Annotated in this window: 12 protein-coding genes and 2 tRNA genes; 4 read left to right on the forward strand and 10 right to left on the reverse strand. The window is 36.9% G+C overall.

Annotated elements, in window-relative coordinates:
- Positions 1–223 precede the first annotated feature (223 nt).
- The 4 genes from O0931_RS10055 to O0931_RS10070 are packed head-to-tail and all read right to left on the reverse strand — an operon-like array spanning position 224 to position 5,236.
- Positions 224–589 carry a hypothetical protein gene (locus O0931_RS10055; protein ID WP_269415449.1) on the reverse strand — a complete coding sequence of 122 codons (366 nt, stop codon included), beginning with the start codon at positions 587–589 and terminating at the stop codon, positions 224–226.
- Between the two features lie 60 nt (positions 590–649).
- The gene (locus tag O0931_RS10060; RefSeq protein ID WP_269415450.1) at positions 650–3,097 is read right to left on the reverse strand and encodes an outer membrane beta-barrel family protein; all 2,448 of its coding nucleotides are present in this window, start codon (positions 3,095–3,097) and stop codon (positions 650–652) included.
- A 33-nt stretch (positions 3,098–3,130) separates the two neighbouring features.
- On the reverse strand, positions 3,131–4,879 hold the full coding sequence (locus O0931_RS10065) for a PspC domain-containing protein (protein WP_269415451.1): 1,749 nt from the start codon (positions 4,877–4,879) through the stop codon (positions 3,131–3,133).
- Between the two features lie 21 nt (positions 4,880–4,900).
- Positions 4,901–5,236 carry a PadR family transcriptional regulator gene (locus O0931_RS10070; protein WP_269415452.1) on the reverse strand — a complete coding sequence of 112 codons (336 nt, stop codon included), beginning with the start codon at positions 5,234–5,236 and terminating at the stop codon, positions 4,901–4,903.
- Positions 5,237–5,982: 746 nt separating this feature from the next.
- On the opposite strand from O0931_RS10070, the gene O0931_RS10075 reads away from it, so the two are divergent.
- Together O0931_RS10075 and O0931_RS10080 are read left to right on the forward strand one after the other, a co-directional pair.
- Positions 5,983–7,419 (forward strand): amino acid permease, encoded by a 1,437-nt coding sequence (locus O0931_RS10075; RefSeq protein WP_269415453.1) that lies wholly within the window; start codon positions 5,983–5,985, stop codon positions 7,417–7,419.
- 217 nt (positions 7,420–7,636) lie between these two features.
- On the forward strand, positions 7,637–7,804 hold the full coding sequence (locus O0931_RS10080) for a hypothetical protein (protein WP_269415454.1): 168 nt from the start codon (positions 7,637–7,639) through the stop codon (positions 7,802–7,804).
- A 9-nt stretch (positions 7,805–7,813) separates the two neighbouring features.
- Here the strand turns inward: O0931_RS10080 and O0931_RS10085 are convergent, their stop codons facing one another.
- The 5 genes from O0931_RS10085 to recO all read right to left on the reverse strand — a co-directional run bounded on the left by O0931_RS10085 (position 7,814) and on the right by recO (position 10,584).
- Positions 7,814–8,464, reverse strand: coding sequence for a class I SAM-dependent methyltransferase (locus tag O0931_RS10085; protein WP_331283628.1), 651 nt, complete (start codon positions 8,462–8,464; stop codon positions 7,814–7,816).
- Positions 8,465–8,568: 104 nt separating this feature from the next.
- Positions 8,569–9,477, reverse strand: coding sequence for a UbiA prenyltransferase family protein (locus O0931_RS10090; protein ID WP_269415455.1), 909 nt, complete (start codon positions 9,475–9,477; stop codon positions 8,569–8,571).
- Positions 9,478–9,581: 104 nt separating this feature from the next.
- Positions 9,582–9,659: transfer RNA gene (locus O0931_RS10095), tRNA-Val, on the reverse strand.
- A 58-nt stretch (positions 9,660–9,717) separates the two neighbouring features.
- Positions 9,718–9,795: transfer RNA gene (locus tag O0931_RS10100), tRNA-Val, on the reverse strand.
- 63 nt (positions 9,796–9,858) lie between these two features.
- The gene (gene recO, locus O0931_RS10105) at positions 9,859–10,584 is read right to left on the reverse strand and encodes a DNA repair protein RecO (protein ID WP_269415456.1); all 726 of its coding nucleotides are present in this window, start codon (positions 10,582–10,584) and stop codon (positions 9,859–9,861) included.
- 122 nt (positions 10,585–10,706) lie between these two features.
- Between recO and O0931_RS10110 the strand changes: the two genes are divergently transcribed.
- The gene (locus tag O0931_RS10110; RefSeq protein ID WP_269415457.1) at positions 10,707–13,058 is read left to right on the forward strand and encodes an efflux RND transporter permease subunit; all 2,352 of its coding nucleotides are present in this window, start codon (positions 10,707–10,709) and stop codon (positions 13,056–13,058) included.
- A gap of 679 nt (positions 13,059–13,737) precedes the next feature.
- Here the strand turns inward: O0931_RS10110 and O0931_RS10115 are convergent.
- Positions 13,738–14,010 carry an isoleucyl-tRNA synthetase gene (locus O0931_RS10115; RefSeq protein ID WP_269415458.1) on the reverse strand — a complete coding sequence of 91 codons (273 nt, stop codon included), beginning with the start codon at positions 14,008–14,010 and terminating at the stop codon, positions 13,738–13,740.
- Between the two features lie 265 nt (positions 14,011–14,275).
- On the opposite strand from O0931_RS10115, the gene ileS reads away from it, so the two are divergent.
- Complete coding sequence (gene ileS, locus O0931_RS10120) at positions 14,276–17,950, forward strand: isoleucine--tRNA ligase (RefSeq protein ID WP_269415459.1); 3,675 nt, start codon at positions 14,276–14,278, stop codon at positions 17,948–17,950.
- The last annotated feature ends 19 nt before the right edge of the window (positions 17,951–17,969 follow it).

Here is a 17,969-nt window from a genome sequence, read left to right on the forward strand (position 1 = left end):
TCAGCTTTAAAAGAAAGTAGCGCACTAAACCTAAAAGATCAGCACGCTACACTGGCTAGTTCTTGACTGCCCATGAAACAAAAATAAAATATTTTATTTGGAAATTAACACAGAATCTATCGGATGACGACGTCATCTATATTGATTTTTATGAAATAAATTATCCATCAGACTGGCCTTTCCCACGATAATACAGCCCCTTCACCGCTGCTATAAAAACAAGCTATTTCCCTGAAAGGATCTTATTGATTCCATCAGTCAGTTTTTTCATTTTGATATAACCTGCTGCCGAATTATCCCGTTTATTAAACTGAATATTCAGCTCACCCGCCGTTGCTTTTAATTTAAACTGTTCGCCGCCGGGTAAACTTACCGTTGTATCCACTTGTTGTTCTATCGGTAATTTGTTATTTAGCTCAAGTGCAATATATTTTTTGAGTTTTTCCGTTTTACCGGCCGGATAAACGGCTGCGTAAGTATATTCTGTTTCGGAATCCTTAACCTGGATGTTTAAATTAGTGCTGTTGGTTTTGCAGCCGAAGCTTATCGCAATCGCCGACAGCAAAATGGCGTAGATATTTCTTTTCATTTTTATATCGTTCATTAGTCATTGGTTCCTTGATATTTGGTTATTGTTAATTGGTTATTATTAACCTCCGGCTCTGCCCTTAATATCATCTGTTGCGGTATTTCTTGATCTTGCCGATTTAACATTTTGATTTCCGAAAGCATAACTGATACTAAAATTTGCCCTCCTGCTGGTATAATGATTGGTTACCTGCAGGTTAACATTTTGATAATTAAGTGCCCCTTTCCAGTAATTGGTTAAAAGGATATCATCCATATTTAACCGCAGTTTGAGTTTCTTATTCAACATACTTTTTTGAATACCGGCATTCAGGGCATATTGCGGAATGGTGGTTTGTTCAACCCCGTAAACCTTTGGCGAGTTGTACCAGAAACTAACTTCAACCGTAAAATTATCTGGTAAAATAAAAGATTGTGAGGTGTTGAAATTATAAGCCAGTTTACCTGCGCTATAGACTGCCCCCTGGAGGTTGCCATCACTAAATTTATTATAATATAAACTCACATTGTTCTGCATGCTCCACCATTTTGCAATTTTAACCGGGAAGTATAAGTTTGCCGAATAATTTTGTGCCCTTCCTAAATTCTGGCGTATTACGCTCACAATTCGGGTTACCTCATCCTGCTGACTGATTTGTGTAATTAAATCCTTTGTATTTGAATAGTTCACCGAAAAAGAAATCTCTTTATAACTGTAACCAATTTCAAAGTTATCGGTAAACTGTGGTTTTAAGTAAGGGTTTCCCTGGTCAACTGCGTACGGGTCCATGTAAAAAGCAAATGGATTTAATTGCTGGTAGTTAGGTCTGTCTACCCTGCGGCTGTAAGAATACCTGATGTTATTATTTTCATTCAGTTTCTGGTTTACAAAAGCCGTTGGAAATATAGAAAGGTAATTTCTATCTACCTCCTTATTGCTGGTTACCGAGTTACCGTTTGAGTGTGTATGTTCGGCCCTTAAACCCAGTTGAATTTGCCAAACCTTCCACTCTTTACCAAAATTTACATAAGCCGCATTGATGTTTTCCTTATAAATAAAGTTGTTCGATTTACCCAAATCGTTCTGCCAAATGCCTGATAAAAATTGCTCAGAAAGAAAATCATTGTGCGTAACAACATAACTGCTTTTTAAACCGGCCTCAAACTTCATCGTTTTATTAACCGGAAGGGTTAAATCTGTTTTTGCAGCGAAGATATCGATGTTGGCATCTGTGTTATTTCTAAGCAGGCTATTATTGGTTTGCTGTCCGCTTTGATTTAAATACCTGGCGTTAAATTCCTCATTCTTTTTGTTGTTGAAGTTAGAATAATCGGCATCGAAAGTGATGTTTTTACCCGTTTTATCGAAATCGTGTTTTACGTTGAAGTTAGCTGTTAAATTGTTGGCAGGCGATTTCGAATAAGCATTTTGTAATACAGAATTGTTAGTAGCCGCATTCGACTGAACCTCACGGATGAATGTATTGCTAAAATTATCCAGTTTCGTATTTACTGTATTTGCATCAACCATTAGCCCAAAAACTGTTTTTTCCGAAGCATAATAATCAGCGCCTAATTTACCCTGGAAACCAACACCCTTGTTTTTTCTGTCGAAATCTTGCGTAAAAGCACTTGCCAAACCGTTAGCAAAAGTATTACGGGTTAAATAAGTATTGTTGAAATTGGATTTTCTGGCCATTGCACCATTGCCGAAGATATTCCATTTACCTTCGCGGTGATTTAAGTTTAAGTTGATACCTGCACGAACCAAATCAGTGGGCGAATCGGGCATTAGGCCCTGTCCGCCATTAAGCGACACTGTTCCGTTCGTTCCGAAAGCCTTATTTCTTTTTAATTTAATATTGATAATTCCGGCATTTCCCGAGGCGTCGTATTTGGAAGAAGGATTGGTGATCAACTCAATGGTAGCAATCTGTTCGCTGCTCATGTTGCTGAGCAGCGTGGTTACATCAGCGCCGGATAAAAAGTTGGTTTTTCCATCAATCATTAGGGTTACACCCGATTTATTGTTCAGCTTAATCTGCTCACTCTGACGATCTACCTGTACACCCGGTGCTTTTTCCAGAACCTCCAATGCAGTACTTCCCGACGAAACAATACTATTTTCAACATTTAAAACGGTTTTATCCATTTGGTGTTCGATGTAAGGCTTTCGCCCCTGAATGCTAACTTCTTTAAGTTGTTTCGCATCGCCCTCAATTGTTAAGTTCGCCATTTTCAAATCGGCAGTAAGTGCAAAAACTGCGGTTTTCATTGTTTTGTAACCCAACATCGAAATCCTTAACTGATAATTCCCGTCTTTAAGCTGGTCGAAAATAAATTCTCCGTCTACATTGGTAGAACCGCTTTTTACTACCGTTGTATCGGGAGAATTTAAAACGCTCACTACGGCAAAGGGCAAAGCCTGGCCTTTTGCATCGACAACTTTTCCGGAAAGTTTGCTGGTTTTTTGGGCAAAGGAAGCCCCACACACCAAAAGGCATGCAATTAGTATAAATAATTTTTTCATGGTTTTTCTTTGTAGGCTTACGAAGTTTTTAAGTTAATTTTCTTCAGGATTGATGCCCAATTCTTCTTTTACTTCTCTGATTCTGTTGGATACAGAATCCTGATAAACCGTATCAACAGGTCTGTTTTTTTGCAGCAATTCCAAATTAAGCAGTTCTTCTTTCAGCTTTTTCTTTTTTATCGCATCTTCCTTCAATTGCGCAACACATTTCAAACCATCTTCAGTCATTATCCATGTACTATAATCATTTGAATCATTTTCCTTATCAGCACAGTCCCATGTTCCATAATTGTTAACGTATCGGTAAGCATTTTCCCTGATAATCAACTTCGTTCCAACCGGTACTTCGAAATTTAGCCACACTTCCTGATTTCTCCAGATGGCACCTTTTCTTAACTGAAAACGAGGGTTAAAAATCAACGAGGCATCTTTAGCAGTATATGTATAGCTGATGTTCTGGGCATTCTGCAAAGCACTCTGAAAGGTTTTTCCCTGCGATTCGAATTTTTGTATTAAACGCGTTGTGCCGGTTTCACTTTTATTAATATTGATACGAATGTTATTTGGCGACACAAATGGTCCGTCTTCAAAATCATCTACTACAATCTGATTTTTTTGGTTGGCATTAATGTGGTAAGCAATACTGTCTTCCTTGCTGAAATACTTGCTTTTATCAATATCAATAATGTAGGTTGGCAATGTTTTCAGCTCAGTGGTTTGCGTAAGCTCTGCATGTTGCTTAAATTCTGATGAAATTTTCGCTGCCTGGTAGCCTACTGTTGCCACACCGGCTAACCAGATAATTAATAAGGCGAAAGAAAGTGTTTTATTAATAGCCTGTTTGCTGAAAGCCACACGAATGGAGAAAAGAACTAAAGCTAAAATCGGGATGAAACATACGATGAAAGCGCTAAACAAAATCACACCACGGTTACCTTCATTAATTATCGAGAATGGGAAATATTCATAAATGCTGGCATCCCAGAAACCTTGAAAAGCGGCTGCACCAACGATTAAACCCAACAGAAATAGTACTCCGAATATGACGATTATAATTGCAATAATCTTAAAAATCACTTTCCCCGTACCCGATATAAAACGACCCAGCCACTCAAAAAACTCACCAATAAAATTACCGAATTGTGCCAATAGCGGTTGAGCGTGTTTATTTGCTTCATTGAGATGTGCCCTCACGGCTTCCAATTCTTCATTAAGATTTTTCTGGAAACCCTGGAGATTTGCGGGTTCACCTTTCATCTCCATTTTTTCAATTCTAGACTTAGCTTTAGGCATAATGATCCAAAGTAAGGCGTAAACCAGAATACCTGTACCCCCCAGGAAAACGGTTAAAACCGCAGCCAGGCGAATCCATTTTGCTTCGAAATCCAAATAATGTGCTACTCCGGCACAAACACCGGCGATTACACGTTCGTCCATATCGCGGTACAGTTTTTTATCTGTTGGTTGGGCCTGGTAAGTTGTGTGCTTTACCGGTTCTTCCTCGGCATCAGCCTCAACGGTATCAAAATCCTGAACCCTGCCCATTTGCCCAATAACAAAATTCACATTTGCGGCATCAACCACCTGTTTTTTCTGTTCTTCCAATTGCTCGGTTAATAATTCGGCAATACGGTTTTCGATATCGGTAACGATTTCCAAATCATCTGCATGATTGGCAAAATAGTGTTTTACTTCATTTAAGTAAGCCTTCAAAAGCTCGTAGGCACTTTCCTCAATGTGGATGATGGTGTTGCCTATATTTATGATGATGGTCTTTTCCATTTCTTTGCGGTTATAAATAATTTACGGATTGGCTCCTTTTTGTGAAATACCTACAGCATAAGCCAGCTCCTGCCAGGTTTGATCTAATTGAGTTAAAATACCTCTGCCATCTTCGGTTAGGGTATAATATTTACGGGGCGGGCCTGAGGTAGATTCTACCCAGTTATAGCTTAACAAACCATTGTTTTTAAGCCTGGTTAATAATGGGTATAATGTGCCTTCAACCACCAAAAGTTTTGCCGACCTTAATTCAGCAATAATATCTGAGGCATAAATTTCGCCTCTGGCAATGATTGATAAAACACAGTACTCCAGAATTCCCTTCCGCATTTGCGTTTGCGTATTTTCTGCTATCATAATACAAAGATATATGTTTTATATATTACTATGCAATACATAGTACTAAAATAATATTTAATTTTTATGTAAATAACTGATAATCAGTTTATTAATTTTTATTTAAAATTTTAATAATATTTAAACAGGCCTTAAAATTCTATTTTTTTGAAAAGCAAGCATCATAATTGTTAAGTTCCATCGGTCCTGCTATCGCCGATAGTCCAGATTTGAGAAAAGAAAATTGGGCGTTATTTGGCTTTATCAGGTTTAGATTTGTTAAGATTTTGAAGAATTAACAAGTGTTTAATTGACGGAAAGCATTAAGATTTCCGTCTGCAAGGAAAAGACGATACCTTTAAAAGCCCCAGACTCCCGTGCAAATTTCTGCGTAAATCACCTATATCTACGGGAGCAGAATTTAAAAATCTAAGTCCTGGTTTATAATTTGCAAAACGACAGGAAATGGTCTTTAAGAAACAGACCATAAGTCGGAGCGCATTAAAATTTTCATCCTTACAGGAATGAGAATCCTGATGCAATATTTTTGTACAAAAGCATTAAAATTTCCGTCTACGCGGAAATAACGGCTTTACGAAAAAAAACTGCGGGACAAAAACTATACAAATACGGTAGATTTAATATATTTTGATAATTTTACAGCATCTTAACTTATTTTCATGAAAACCATCAAGCACAACACTGAAATATCAATTGAGCTTTTTCTTGCTTGACAGCTTTCAAACCTATGACAACAAAATAAAATCATGAAAAAATCAATTTCCAGCATTGTTGCTGAAGCCAATCAACAAGGTGAAGGCTCTTTAAAAAGAACTTTAGGCCCGATTAATTTAATTCTGATCGGCGTTGGCTTAACACTAGGTGCCGGTTTGTTTTCAATAACAGGTTTAGCTGCTGCCAATCATTCAGGTCCGGCGGTAACGTTATCTTTTGTAATTGCTGCCTTAGGTTGTGGTTTTGCGGCATTATGTTATGCAGAATTTGCATCTATGATTCCGGTTGCCGGCAGTGCCTACACCTATTCTTACGCCACCATGGGCGAACTGTTTGCCTGGATTATCGGTTGGGACTTGGTGCTCGAATATTCTGTAGGTTGTGCTACTGTTGCCATTAGCTGGTCGCAATACTTAACGCGTTTTCTTTCCAGCTTAGGCATTTATTTGCCTCCGCAGCTAACTTTATCTCCTTTCGAAACTGCAAAACTCGCCGATGGAACAACCGTTAATGGTATCGTAAACATACCCGCAGCCTTGGTTGTGGTTTTAATGACTGCCATTTTAATCCGCGGTACAAAAGGTTCGGCTATTGTAAACGGCATTATTGTATTTTTAAAAGTCGGTGTTGTTTTGGTTTTTATCGCCCTGGGCTGGCAATACATTGACCCCGCTAATTACCACCCTTACATCCCTGAAAATACCGGTACTTTTGGACATTTTGGCTGGAGTGGTGTTTTACGTGGTGCAGGATTGGTTTTCTTTGTCTTTATAGGCTTTGATGCCGTGGCCGCCTCAGCCCAGGAAACAAAAAACCCTTCAAGAGATTTACCAATAGGCATTATTGGTTCTTTATTGGTTTGTACCATACTTTTCGGCCTATTCGGTCATGTAATGACAGGTTTAGCAAATTACAAGGAATTTGCAAATAGCGGTGCACCCGTTGCCATTGCAATTGAAAAAACACCATATGGCTGGCTGAGTCAGGCAATAATTTTAGCCATTCTGATTGGCTATACCTCCGTGATTCTAATTGATTTAATGGCGCAATCGAGAATGTTTTATTCCATTAGTAAAGATGGATTGCTACCAAAAATATTTTCTGATGTACATCCAAAATTTAAAACACCCTGGAAATCAAACATTATGCTTTGTGTTTTTATCGGACTTTTTGCTGCATTTGTGCCTATGAATGTAGTTGGTGAAATGACGAGCATTGGTACTTTGCTTGCATTCCTGATGGTTTGTGTTGGTATTTTAATCCTCAGAAAAACCGATCCCAATGCAAAACGGCCATTTAAAGTTCCCTTTGTTCCATTAATTCCGATGTTGGGAATTTTGGTCTGCTTAATTATGATGGCTTTCTTACCCTGGGAAACCTGGTTGAGACTTGGGGTATGGTTAATTATCGGCTTAGCCATCTATTTTTGGTATGGCAAAAAGAACAGTAAACTAAAATCAGGGATTTAACTCTGATTTAACAAATTCATTGCTATACAGATGGCGGTAAAAGCTGTATTAAATATAAAACAGCTTTTTTAGAGATTTAATCCGGAATTTATACGCAGCAATAGTATAAATATCAATTAGTTAACAAAAAAATGCGAGTTACTAACAATTCAACATTTTTCTAATCTTTTGGCCTGGCTTTTGTCTTATGGAAAATAACCTATAAAAACATTTTCCTATGATTATTAAATTAGACATCGCTGTTTTCAGGCTTGCAAGGCAGAAAACTCAAACGGAAGAAAAAATTGCAACCCCCTTAACCAGAGCACAATGGATTAATGCCGATAGAATTGTAATGGCAGCAATGTTTGTTGCGACAGTAGCGGGTGCTATTTTATTTAGATAATATTAAATGCTACCTGTTTTCATTCTTTTTTAATATGGACGCTTTAATAAAACTTCCGTAATAAAATTTTTCCTCCAGAATTTGATATTTTTCAGCTAAAAAATATGGCTTCATATCAACAAGATCATTCGCCTCTACGATGCCAATGATTTTAAAAAAAATGTACATCGATTTTAGCAGGACCCACTTCCACCATTTTCCTTTTTTGTCATCTAAGCTAAAATCAACTAGAAACCATAGTCCATTAGTATTAAGTAATAAATTTAGTTTTCTAAATACAATTTCAGCACGCACTTCGATAAAATTATCAAATAGAAAAGGTGTTAATATGACGTCAAACAATTCAGCCGTTTTAAAATCTTCAATGCCTGTACTTATAAATTCTATTTGATTTTTGCCTGTTTTACGGTGCTTGGATAAAGCAATCATCTTCGCTGACACTTCCACGTAGATTATCTTTAATCCTGAAGTATAAATCTTTGAAATTTCTTCCAATATCCAACCCGTACCCCCACCGACAATAAGTATCAAACTGTTTTCAGGAATATGGCTTAATTGATTGATTTGGGCATTAACCTGCGATTTAGCAAATACCAGCCGGCTTAAGCTATCATAGTAATCCGCTATTTTATCATAATTATTGACCAGGATTTTCAGGATTAAAAGATTTTCAGGATAATATGAATTTTTAAGATCATACCTAAATCAAATTTAAACATTATGCTTTGTTTTCAGCTTTAGTCTTTCTGCTTTTGGCTTTCTGTCTATCTAACAAACTGCATGCCTGTAATTCCGCAAATGGCCTTGAATAAAATTAACCCATCTATTACCATCAGATAATATAGAATATTTTTCCTTTTGTGCATGGAATAAGCCACGTAAATGGTTAGTATAAATGGCAAAACATTACAAAAAACCTGGGGCCATGCAAAACCTTTATAATTGGCAAATATTCCAAGCGATATCAGGCCAATAACTAATAAGGGAATTAGAATATTAAAAATTGTTTTACGCAATCCATAACGAACAACGAAGGTTCGTAAATGTTTATTAGCATCTGTAGGGTAATCCTTAATATCGAAAATGATGGCATTTACAGTACAGAACATCCAGTTTTTTATGAAAAGCCAGGTCCATAAAACAGAATCATGATATCCAATACCCGTTTCTATCTTAAGCATAATCAGCGGCAATACATTCGCACAACAGGCCCAAACAAAACCAATAACAAAAGCTTTTAACCAACCTGTATTCCGAAGGTTAAAATTTAAAAAAGATTTGGGCAATAGTCCGTAATACAACCCGCCGGCTATAATAATGATGATGATTGCAATCCAGTAAATAAAGGGAAGATTCAGAATGTTGCTGAAATTTTGATAAAGGAGATTTATTGCCAGTATCATACACAGGATAAAAAGGATACTTTGGCTCCAATTGATGAATTTTTTATGCTTAAAATACCATTTGTTGCGTGGGTTAATCGCTGATGGATTGGTAGAAACCTTATTGTACGCGTAGGTATAATAAATTGTTGGCGCTAAGAAAAGCAGCAGGTAATAATTAACAGAATTAAAAGGTAACCGCAACTGCATGGTTGCTTCTATGGTTAAAGCGACTGCTAAAATCCCTACAAAATAGTTCCCAAAAAAAATAAAGCGGATGATTTTACCCATTTACCTTTCCATATTGTTTGCCAATTTCGGATATAAAAATGAATAAATACAGAGAATAAGAAAGGGACTAATAAAAAAAGCCCTTCAGTTTCCTGAAAGGCTTTTGGTGGGAAATGAGGGGTTCGAACCCCCGACCCCCTCGGTGTAAACGAGGTGCTCTGAACCAGCTGAGCTAATTTCCCCTATTTAAAGGATTGCATTTTTTATTAAAAAAGCCTTTTAGTTTAAACTAAAAGGCCTTGGTGGGAAATGAGGGGTTCGAACCCCCGACCCCCTCGGTGTAAACGAGGTGCTCTGAACCAGCTGAGCTAATTTCCCTTTCCTTTTGGGAATGCAAATATAGCGCTATAATCTTGTTTCGCAAATCTTTTTTATTTTTTTTCAGCTGAGCAATGTTTCTAAGATTTTATGGGATTGAACTTCACCAAATGACGCTGTATGTAAGGTATAGAAAACCAATATCTTATCCAGCAAAAAGCGCCTTTTCATATTACCCATTTTTATTTCAGAAATTTTTTCAAGGGGTGTATTGAATAATGAAATAAAATCCAGGGCATCCTCTAACTGAAGATAATTTAAGTGAATGGGTACTCTGGAAACAAATTCTCCTTCCTGTAAATCGAAATAAATTTGGTCGGTTCTCCTTTTTTCATTTGGTGAAAAACCCAGGAAACGCGTTAATTTTAAAAGAAACGATAAATGAAAATTGGGGTTAAGTTCTTCACTTTCATCAAACCAGGCTACCGAGTTAAAGATGTAATCAAATAAACTATCGTCAGCAGATTGCTGCCGGATACTTTTATACAATACCTCATTCAGAAAAATTACAATACTAGACTTCACAATATCGTAAGGAATACGCTTAAAAACTGGTGTTTGACGAACTTCAGAAACACGCTGAATGCTGGTATTTATTTTATGGTAAACCACCATATCCAGCAGATGCAAAGACTGCAGCATGTTCATTTTAATCTTCGCCTTCGGCTTTTTAACACCGTTAATCAGGTAAGATTGCATCCCGAATTTATCGGTAAGCACTTGTACAATTACACTACTTTCACTGTAATTAGTCGTTTTTAAAACAATCCCCCTGACCTTGTGCAACATGCAGTTAAAACATTTTTTTCAAAAGTATGTTATTTGTGCAAATTTAATTGTGCAAAAAGTCATTCTGATTTATAAATAAGATTAGTTTTGCCCTTATCATTATAATTAAAACCAGACTACACATGTGGGTAAAGCTATCAAGGTTTATTCTTCAGAACCGTATTGCAATTATCGTATTCTTTTTACTTGGTACAGTTTTCATGGCTTATCAGGCCAAAAATGTAAAACTCTCTTATACAGGAAGTAAGATTTTACCCGTTACCGACAGTGCTTTTGTAAAGTATAATAGCTTCAAAAAAACATTCGGCGAAGATGGAAGTGTAATGGTTGTGGGTATTCAATCGCCTGCTATTTTTAAGAAAGATGTTTACAACCAATGGGTTCAGCTTTCGAATGAAATTCAAAAGTTAAAGGGCATAAAGGCGGTTTTATCTTCCGGTCGGATTTTTCAACTGGAGAAAGATACGGTTGAACAAAAGTTTGTTTTAAAGCCTATTCCAAATGGCCTGGTGAAAACAGATGCCGAAATGGATTCGATTAAGAACACCTTATTCAATACCCCTTTTTTCGAGGGATTGGTTTACAATAAACAAAATGCCACTCTAATGGCGATTACCTTTGATACCAAAATCTTAAATACGGCAGAAAGAAACCCGATTTTAAAACAGATTGAAGAAAAAGCAAAAGCGTTTCAGGAAAAAACAAAAATACAGGTTCATATTTCAGGCTTGCCCTACATCCGTACGGCGGTGAGTAAATTAGTAAGTAACGAATTTGTTCTTTTCTTAGGTTTATCAATTCTGGTTTCAGCAATTATTTTATTGATTTTCTTCAGAAAATTTTATGCGGTTTTCTTTCCGATTTTAGTGGTGGTTATGGGCGTAATCTGGAGCATCGGAACGCTGGTTTTATTTGGTTACGAATTGACCATTTTGACAGGTTTAATTCCACCACTGATTGTAATTATCGGCATTCCGAACAGTATTTTATTACTCAACAAATACCAGAACGAGTTAAGAAAAGATGGCGATAAACAACGGGCACTAAGTCTAACCATTGAAAGAATTGCGGTTACCACATTAATTGCCAACATTACCGCAGCAATTGGCTTCGGCGTTTTATATTTTACCGGAAGTGAGTTATTAATGCAATTCGGCAGCGTGGCATCGATAAATGTAATGATAACCTGGTTGATGTGTTTATGTTTAATTCCGATAATTTTCAGCTATTTACCTGCACCAAAATTAAAAGCCCAAACTCATGTTGAAGAAGGCTTTCTGCATAAATTACTGGTTAAAACGGACAACCTCGTTCAACAGAAAAGCAGCCTGATTTACATTGGCACAATCGTGATTTCAATCATTGCCTTTATTGGCGTAATGAAAATCAATGTGAATGGTTATGTAGTTGATGACTTACCAAAAAGCTCCACGATTTTAACAGACTTGAAATTCTTCGAGAAAAATTTTGAAGGCATTTTACCTTTGGAAGTCAGTGTTGACACCAGGAAAAAGAATGGCGTTTTCAACTTAACGAACCTGAAGAGAATGGAGAAAATGGAGAAAATGATTTCAGCTTATCCGGAATTCTCCCGTTCAATTTCGGTGAATATGGGTTTAAAATATGCCACCCAGGCTTTTTACAACAATGATTCTACTTTCTTCCGTTTACCTGATAACATGGAGAAAAACTTCATTCTGGCATATATTGCCAGCGGCGGAAAAGGAAACGCCAATTTGCTAACCAATTTCGTAAGCCAAGGAAATCAAAGTACAAGAATCAGTTTCCAAATGGCCGATGTGGGTTCGAAACGCCTGGATGCAATCATGGCTGAACTGAAACCCCGCATCGACAGCATTTTGCCTCCTGATAAATTTGATGTCGAATTAACCGGCTCAAGCGTTATCTTCTCAAAAGGGACGGATTATATGTTGAGGCATCTGTTCGAAAGTATTGGTTTGGCAATTGTATTGATATCGCTTTTACGCCTGGCTCAGTTTAAGAGTTTGGGCATTATGTTCATTTCTTTATTACCAAATATCGTCCCGCTCCTTATCACAGCCGGAATCATGGGTTATTTTGGAATTTCTTTAAAACCATCAACGATTTTAATTTTTACGATTGCTTTTGGTTTAGCATCAGACCAAACGATATACTTCTTAACAAGATATCAGCAGGAACTTAATTTAACCAACTTTTCTGTCCCTAAAGTGATTACCGACACGATTACCGAAACAGGGGTAAGTATGACACATATTGCCTTAATTCTGTTCTTCGGTTTCGGAATCTTCACTGCTTCAACTTTCGGCGGAACGGTCGTTTTAGGCTTATTGCTTTCGATAACTTTATTCGTTGCTTTGATTTTTAATTTAACCTTACTGCCTGCTTTGGTATTATGGCTGGATAAAAAGAAAGTTAGAAAGTTGGTTTCCGATGAGGAATCTGCAAAAAATGTTGGGGAGTTTGATCATTAGTAGCTTTAAATAAGGAGCTACCAGACCAATCCTTTTAAAACTAATTCAAGTCTAATATTTTAAGTAAAATTTAAAACCAGACCGTCTTATAAATTTTAGATTTGTGTAATAGATATCAGTGGTTCGTGTAATAAAATAAATAGTTTGTGTAAAAAAATATTACCCTGAAAAAATTATGCAGTTATTATAATTTTATATAAATGAACAGATTACCATTAATATTATTGCCTCCAATAATCGGCGGAATAGTACTTTTTCTGATTGATTATTTTGTTTTCTCCGAAGTTAATTGGCAGAGAAACATTTTGATAATTATTCTTATGGGCATTATAAATGCGTTCGTTGTGAGTAAGGCAAAAGGGAAAGTAGATTAAACAATTAAATTATTTAATTGATAAAATCTATTTATGGCTATGCCAAACCATTAAAAAAGCTATAAAACACCTGAAAATACGCTTATTATAACTTATCAATTAAGCATTAATTTAGAAAAAGGGGATAGAATTATACTATTCCCTTTTTTATAAAATGTTTCAAATGGCATTTAGACTTAATAAATTATAGTGATAACTGAATCTTTACAGGGTTATTACGCAACGGCTCTGCGATAAATAAAAATTCTAAATTAGAAAGAAAAGCTGTTTTCGATTGGTTTGGTTGAATTGAAGAATTTGTCGCATTATTCCACAGCTGGTTTTTCCTCTTCTTCATCTACCGGAACCTCAACCGTTGGATCGGTAATGATTTCAGCATTTCCATCATTGTCTTTTTTAGCGAAAAGGATTGGAAATAATAACCAGAGGGCACCTATCATAACCAAAACGCCGGCCAACATTTGCATATACCTTGCCCAACTTACTTCATAAGCATCTAAAATCCGGTAGGCAATAAAAGAAAGCACACCAAGAATAAGTACTAAAACGGCTTTCTGTAATTTAAGGAGCTTGATCATGGCGTATTCTGTTAAGATAATAAATATGAACCAAAACAAAGATGAGTCCAATTAGTTCGGGCAGGCAATAGAAATAGCGTGCGTATTGCACAATCTTGGCTGGCGGTATTGATAATGGCAACAACCGGAACTGTTACCAAAGCTGCAATCCTAATTAAAAGCCCGATATTAAATGATTTCACATCAAAGTATTTACATCAAAACTACCGAAATTCATTCAATTTTTTTAACTTTGCAACCTTAAATTTTTTGAGGTACTTGATTGATGTATAGCGAATTTAAACAATTGGAACTTGCCAAAATAGGGCAGGAAATACTGGATTTCTGGAAAAAGGAAAATATCTTTGAAAAAAGCATTTCTTCCCGTCCGAAATCTAATCCTTTTACTTTTTACGAGGGTCCGCCGTCTGCTAATGGCATGCCGGGGATTCATCACGTAATGGCTCGTGCGATTAAGGATATTTTTTGCCGCTATAAAACATTAAAAGGCTACCAGGTTAAGCGTAAAGGTGGCTGGGATACACATGGCTTACCAATTGAGCTTGCTGTTGAAAAAAAATTAGGCATCACTAAAGAAGATATCGGCAAAAAAATCAGTGTTGATGAGTATAATGCGGCCTGTAAAGAAGAGGTGATGCGCTATACTGATGTGTGGAACGACCTGACCGAGAAAATGGGTTATTGGGTCGACCTTCAAAATCCATACATCACTTACGAAAACAACTACATAGAAACACTTTGGTGGATTCTAAAACAACTTTACGATAAAGGATTTTTATATAAGGGTTATACGGTTCAGCCATATTCACCTGCTGCCGGTACGGGCTTAAGTTCACACGAATTGAACCAACCAGGCACTTATAAAGATGTTAGCGACACCACAATTGTTGCGCAGTTTAAAGCAATTAATGAAACTTTGCCTGAGGCCTTAAAAGCATTCGGAACTGTTCACTTTTTAGCCTGGACAACCACACCATGGACATTGCCAAGCAATACCGCTTTAACCGTAGGACCGAAAATTGATTACGTATTGGTTAAAACTTTTAATCAATATACTTTCGAACCCGTTCAGGTGATTTTAGCAAAAGCACTTGTAGGTAAACAATTTGCAGGAAAATACTTTTTATCTGAAAGTGACGAAGATTTCAAAAGCTACAAAGCCGAAGATAAAAAAATACCATATACCATTTTAGCAGAACATGTTGGTTCAGATTTAGTAGGCATTAAGTACGAGCAATTATTACCTTATGCATTGCCTTATCAGAATGCTGAAAATGCCTTCCGGGTGATTTCAGGCGATTTCGTAACCACTGAAGATGGTACAGGTATTGTTCACACGGCGCCAACCTTCGGAGCTGATGATGCCCGCGTAGCCAAATTGGCAACACCAGAAGTGCCGCCAATGCTGGTGCTGGATGAAAAAGGAAATGCCGTTCCATTGGTTGATTTGCAAGGCAAATTCATCGCTGCTTTAGGTGGTAATTATGGCGGCAAATACGTTAAAAACGAATATTATAAAGATGGCGAGGCTCCGGATAAATCTGTTGACGTGGAGCTGGCTATCCAATTGAAAGAAGAAAATAAGGCTTTCAAAGTAGAAAAATACGTCCACACCTATCCGCATTGCTGGAGAACTGATAAACCGGTTTTGTATTATCCTTTGGACAGCTGGTTCATCAAAACAACTGCGGTTAAAGATAAGATGGCCGAACTGAATAAAACCATCAACTGGAAACCGGAATCAACAGGAACCGGCCGTTTCGGTAACTGGTTGGAAAACCTGGTTGACTGGAATTTATCCCGCTCCCGTTATTGGGGAACACCACTTCCAATCTGGCGTACGAATAATGAACTCGAATTCGATGAATTGGAATTGTGTATAGGCAGTATAGAAGAATTGTATAATCCACAATCTATTGAGAAAAATTGTTTATTACGTTCCTTTTATTTGGATATCGAAAAATTCAACTTAGATTTAAAGGATTCAAATTCTATTTTATTTTCGATTTTCAATGATTATGATACATATCAAACTCATTGGATAAGAACTTATCAAGATTTAGCTCTTACCAATAATTTAAATGTAAATTATTTTAGAGAGATTTTATTGCTGACAGTAGATGAGTTAGCGATTGAAAAATTATTAAATGAATATGCAACACCTTTAGAAACACTTTGGAAAGGTAAAATTTTTGACTTACATCGTCCTTATATTGATAATGTAATGATAGTAAAGAAAAGGGGTCGCAATGAGTCTTTTCTACCAAGCTATTCTTTTTATATACGCGAAACCGACCTTATTGATGTCTGGTTTGACAGTGGCGCCATGCCTTATGCACAATGGCATTTTCCATTCGAAAACAAAGAAGAATTCGAAAATGCTTACCCTGCCGATTTTATTGCGGAAGGGGTTGACCAAACCCGTGGCTGGTTTTTCACGTTACATGCTATTGCAGTCATGTTAAACGAAACGAGTGATGAAATCAAAGCCGTAAATGAAAAGGTTGGAAACCCTGGCGTAGCATTCAAAAACGTTGTTTCAAACGGATTGGTTTTGGATAAGAACGGCAACAAAATGTCTAAACGTTTAGGCAATGCAGTCGATCCATTCAGCACCATCGAAACCTATAGTGCCGATGCAACGCGTTGGTATATGATTAGTAATGCATCGCCCTGGGATAACCTGAAATTTAGCTTAGAGGGATTGGATGAAGTGCGCCGTAAATTCTTTGGAACGCTTTATAATACGTACGCATTTTTTGCTTTGTATGCCAACATCGATAAATTCGAAATCGACAAAAATAATTTAATCAAAGTTGCGGATAGAACCGAGTTAGACCGTTGGATTTTATCCTTATTGCAAAACTTAATCAGCGAAGTGGATGAGGCTTACAATACTTATGAGCCAACAAAAGCATCAAGGTCCATCCAAACTTTTGTTGATGAACATTTAAGCAACTGGTACATCAGGTTAAGCCGCCGCCGTTTCTGGAAAGGTGAAATGACCGATGATAAACGTGCCGCTTACGAGACTCTATATACCTGCCTAGAAACTTTAGCACAACTGATGAGTCCTGTAGCACCTTTCTTTGCCGATTGGTTGTACAGAAATTTAACGGTTACCGATGCATATGCGGAGCAATCTATTCACTTAACGTTATGGAATGAGGCGGATAAAGGCTTAATCGATACAGATTTGAATGAACGTATGGTTTATGCCCAGGATATTTCATCAATGGTTTTATCATTGCGTAAAAAATCTGGTATTAATGTTCGTCAGCCTTTAGAAAAAATCTTAATCCCATCTTTAAATGGCGATTTCGAGCGTAAAATTTCAAAGGTAGCCGATTATATTCTTTCAGAAACCAATGTTAAGCACATCGAATTCATTACGGATACGCATGGCATCGTAAAGAAAAAATTAAAGCCAAACTTTAAGTCGTTAGGTAAAAAGGTGGGCAAGGACATGAGCATTGTAAAGGCTGCTTTAGAAAACATGACTCAGGACGACATCCAACGTTTGGAAGTAGATGGCTATTTAAATGTTTTCGGTACCGACAATATTCAGCATGCCATCGATTTAAATGATGATGTTGAGGTTTTTGCGGAAGATATTCCGGGATGGCAGGTAACCAATCTGGGCAGCTTAACCGTTGCTTTAGATGTAACCATTTCTGAAGAGCTGAAACAAGAGGGAATTTCCCGTGAATTGGTTAACAGGGTTCAAAACTTACGTAAAGAATTAAACTTCGAAGTGACCGATAGGATTAAAGTAGCTTTACAAAATGATAATCTTGTAACGGCGGCAGTTGCTAAAAACAAGGCATACATTTGCGCAGAAATTTTAGCCGATGACCTCGAATTAACGGATACAGTAACTAATGCAAACAAAATCGTTATCGATGATGTTGAGTTAAGCATTTCAATAACTAAAATATAAATCCATATATTAGAAAACT

It is taken from the genome of Pedobacter rhodius, from assembly GCF_027213645.1.
GTDB lineage: Bacteria > Bacteroidota > Bacteroidia > Sphingobacteriales > Sphingobacteriaceae > Pedobacter > Pedobacter rhodius.

Coding starts and splice junctions, on each gene's coding strand:
- O0931_RS10055 (WP_269415449.1), bottom strand. CDS start 589: ATGAAAAGAAATATCTACGCCATTTTGCTGTCGGCGATTGCGATAAGC.
- O0931_RS10060 (WP_269415450.1), bottom strand. CDS start 3,097: ATGAAAAAATTATTTATACTAATTGCATGCCTTTTGGTGTGTGGGGCT.
- O0931_RS10065 (WP_269415451.1), bottom strand. CDS start 4,879: ATGGAAAAGACCATCATCATAAATATAGGCAACACCATCATCCACATT.
- O0931_RS10070 (WP_269415452.1), bottom strand. CDS start 5,236: ATGATAGCAGAAAATACGCAAACGCAAATGCGGAAGGGAATTCTGGAG.
- O0931_RS10075 (WP_269415453.1), top strand. CDS start 5,983: ATGAAAAAATCAATTTCCAGCATTGTTGCTGAAGCCAATCAACAAGGT.
- O0931_RS10080 (WP_269415454.1), top strand. CDS start 7,637: ATGATTATTAAATTAGACATCGCTGTTTTCAGGCTTGCAAGGCAGAAA.
- O0931_RS10090 (WP_269415455.1), bottom strand. CDS start 9,477: ATGGGTAAAATCATCCGCTTTATTTTTTTTGGGAACTATTTTGTAGGG.
- recO (WP_269415456.1), bottom strand. CDS start 10,584: ATGTTGCACAAGGTCAGGGGGATTGTTTTAAAAACGACTAATTACAGT.
- O0931_RS10110 (WP_269415457.1), top strand. CDS start 10,707: ATGTGGGTAAAGCTATCAAGGTTTATTCTTCAGAACCGTATTGCAATT.
- O0931_RS10115 (WP_269415458.1), bottom strand. CDS start 14,010: ATGATCAAGCTCCTTAAATTACAGAAAGCCGTTTTAGTACTTATTCTT.
- ileS (WP_269415459.1), top strand. CDS start 14,276: ATGTATAGCGAATTTAAACAATTGGAACTTGCCAAAATAGGGCAGGAA.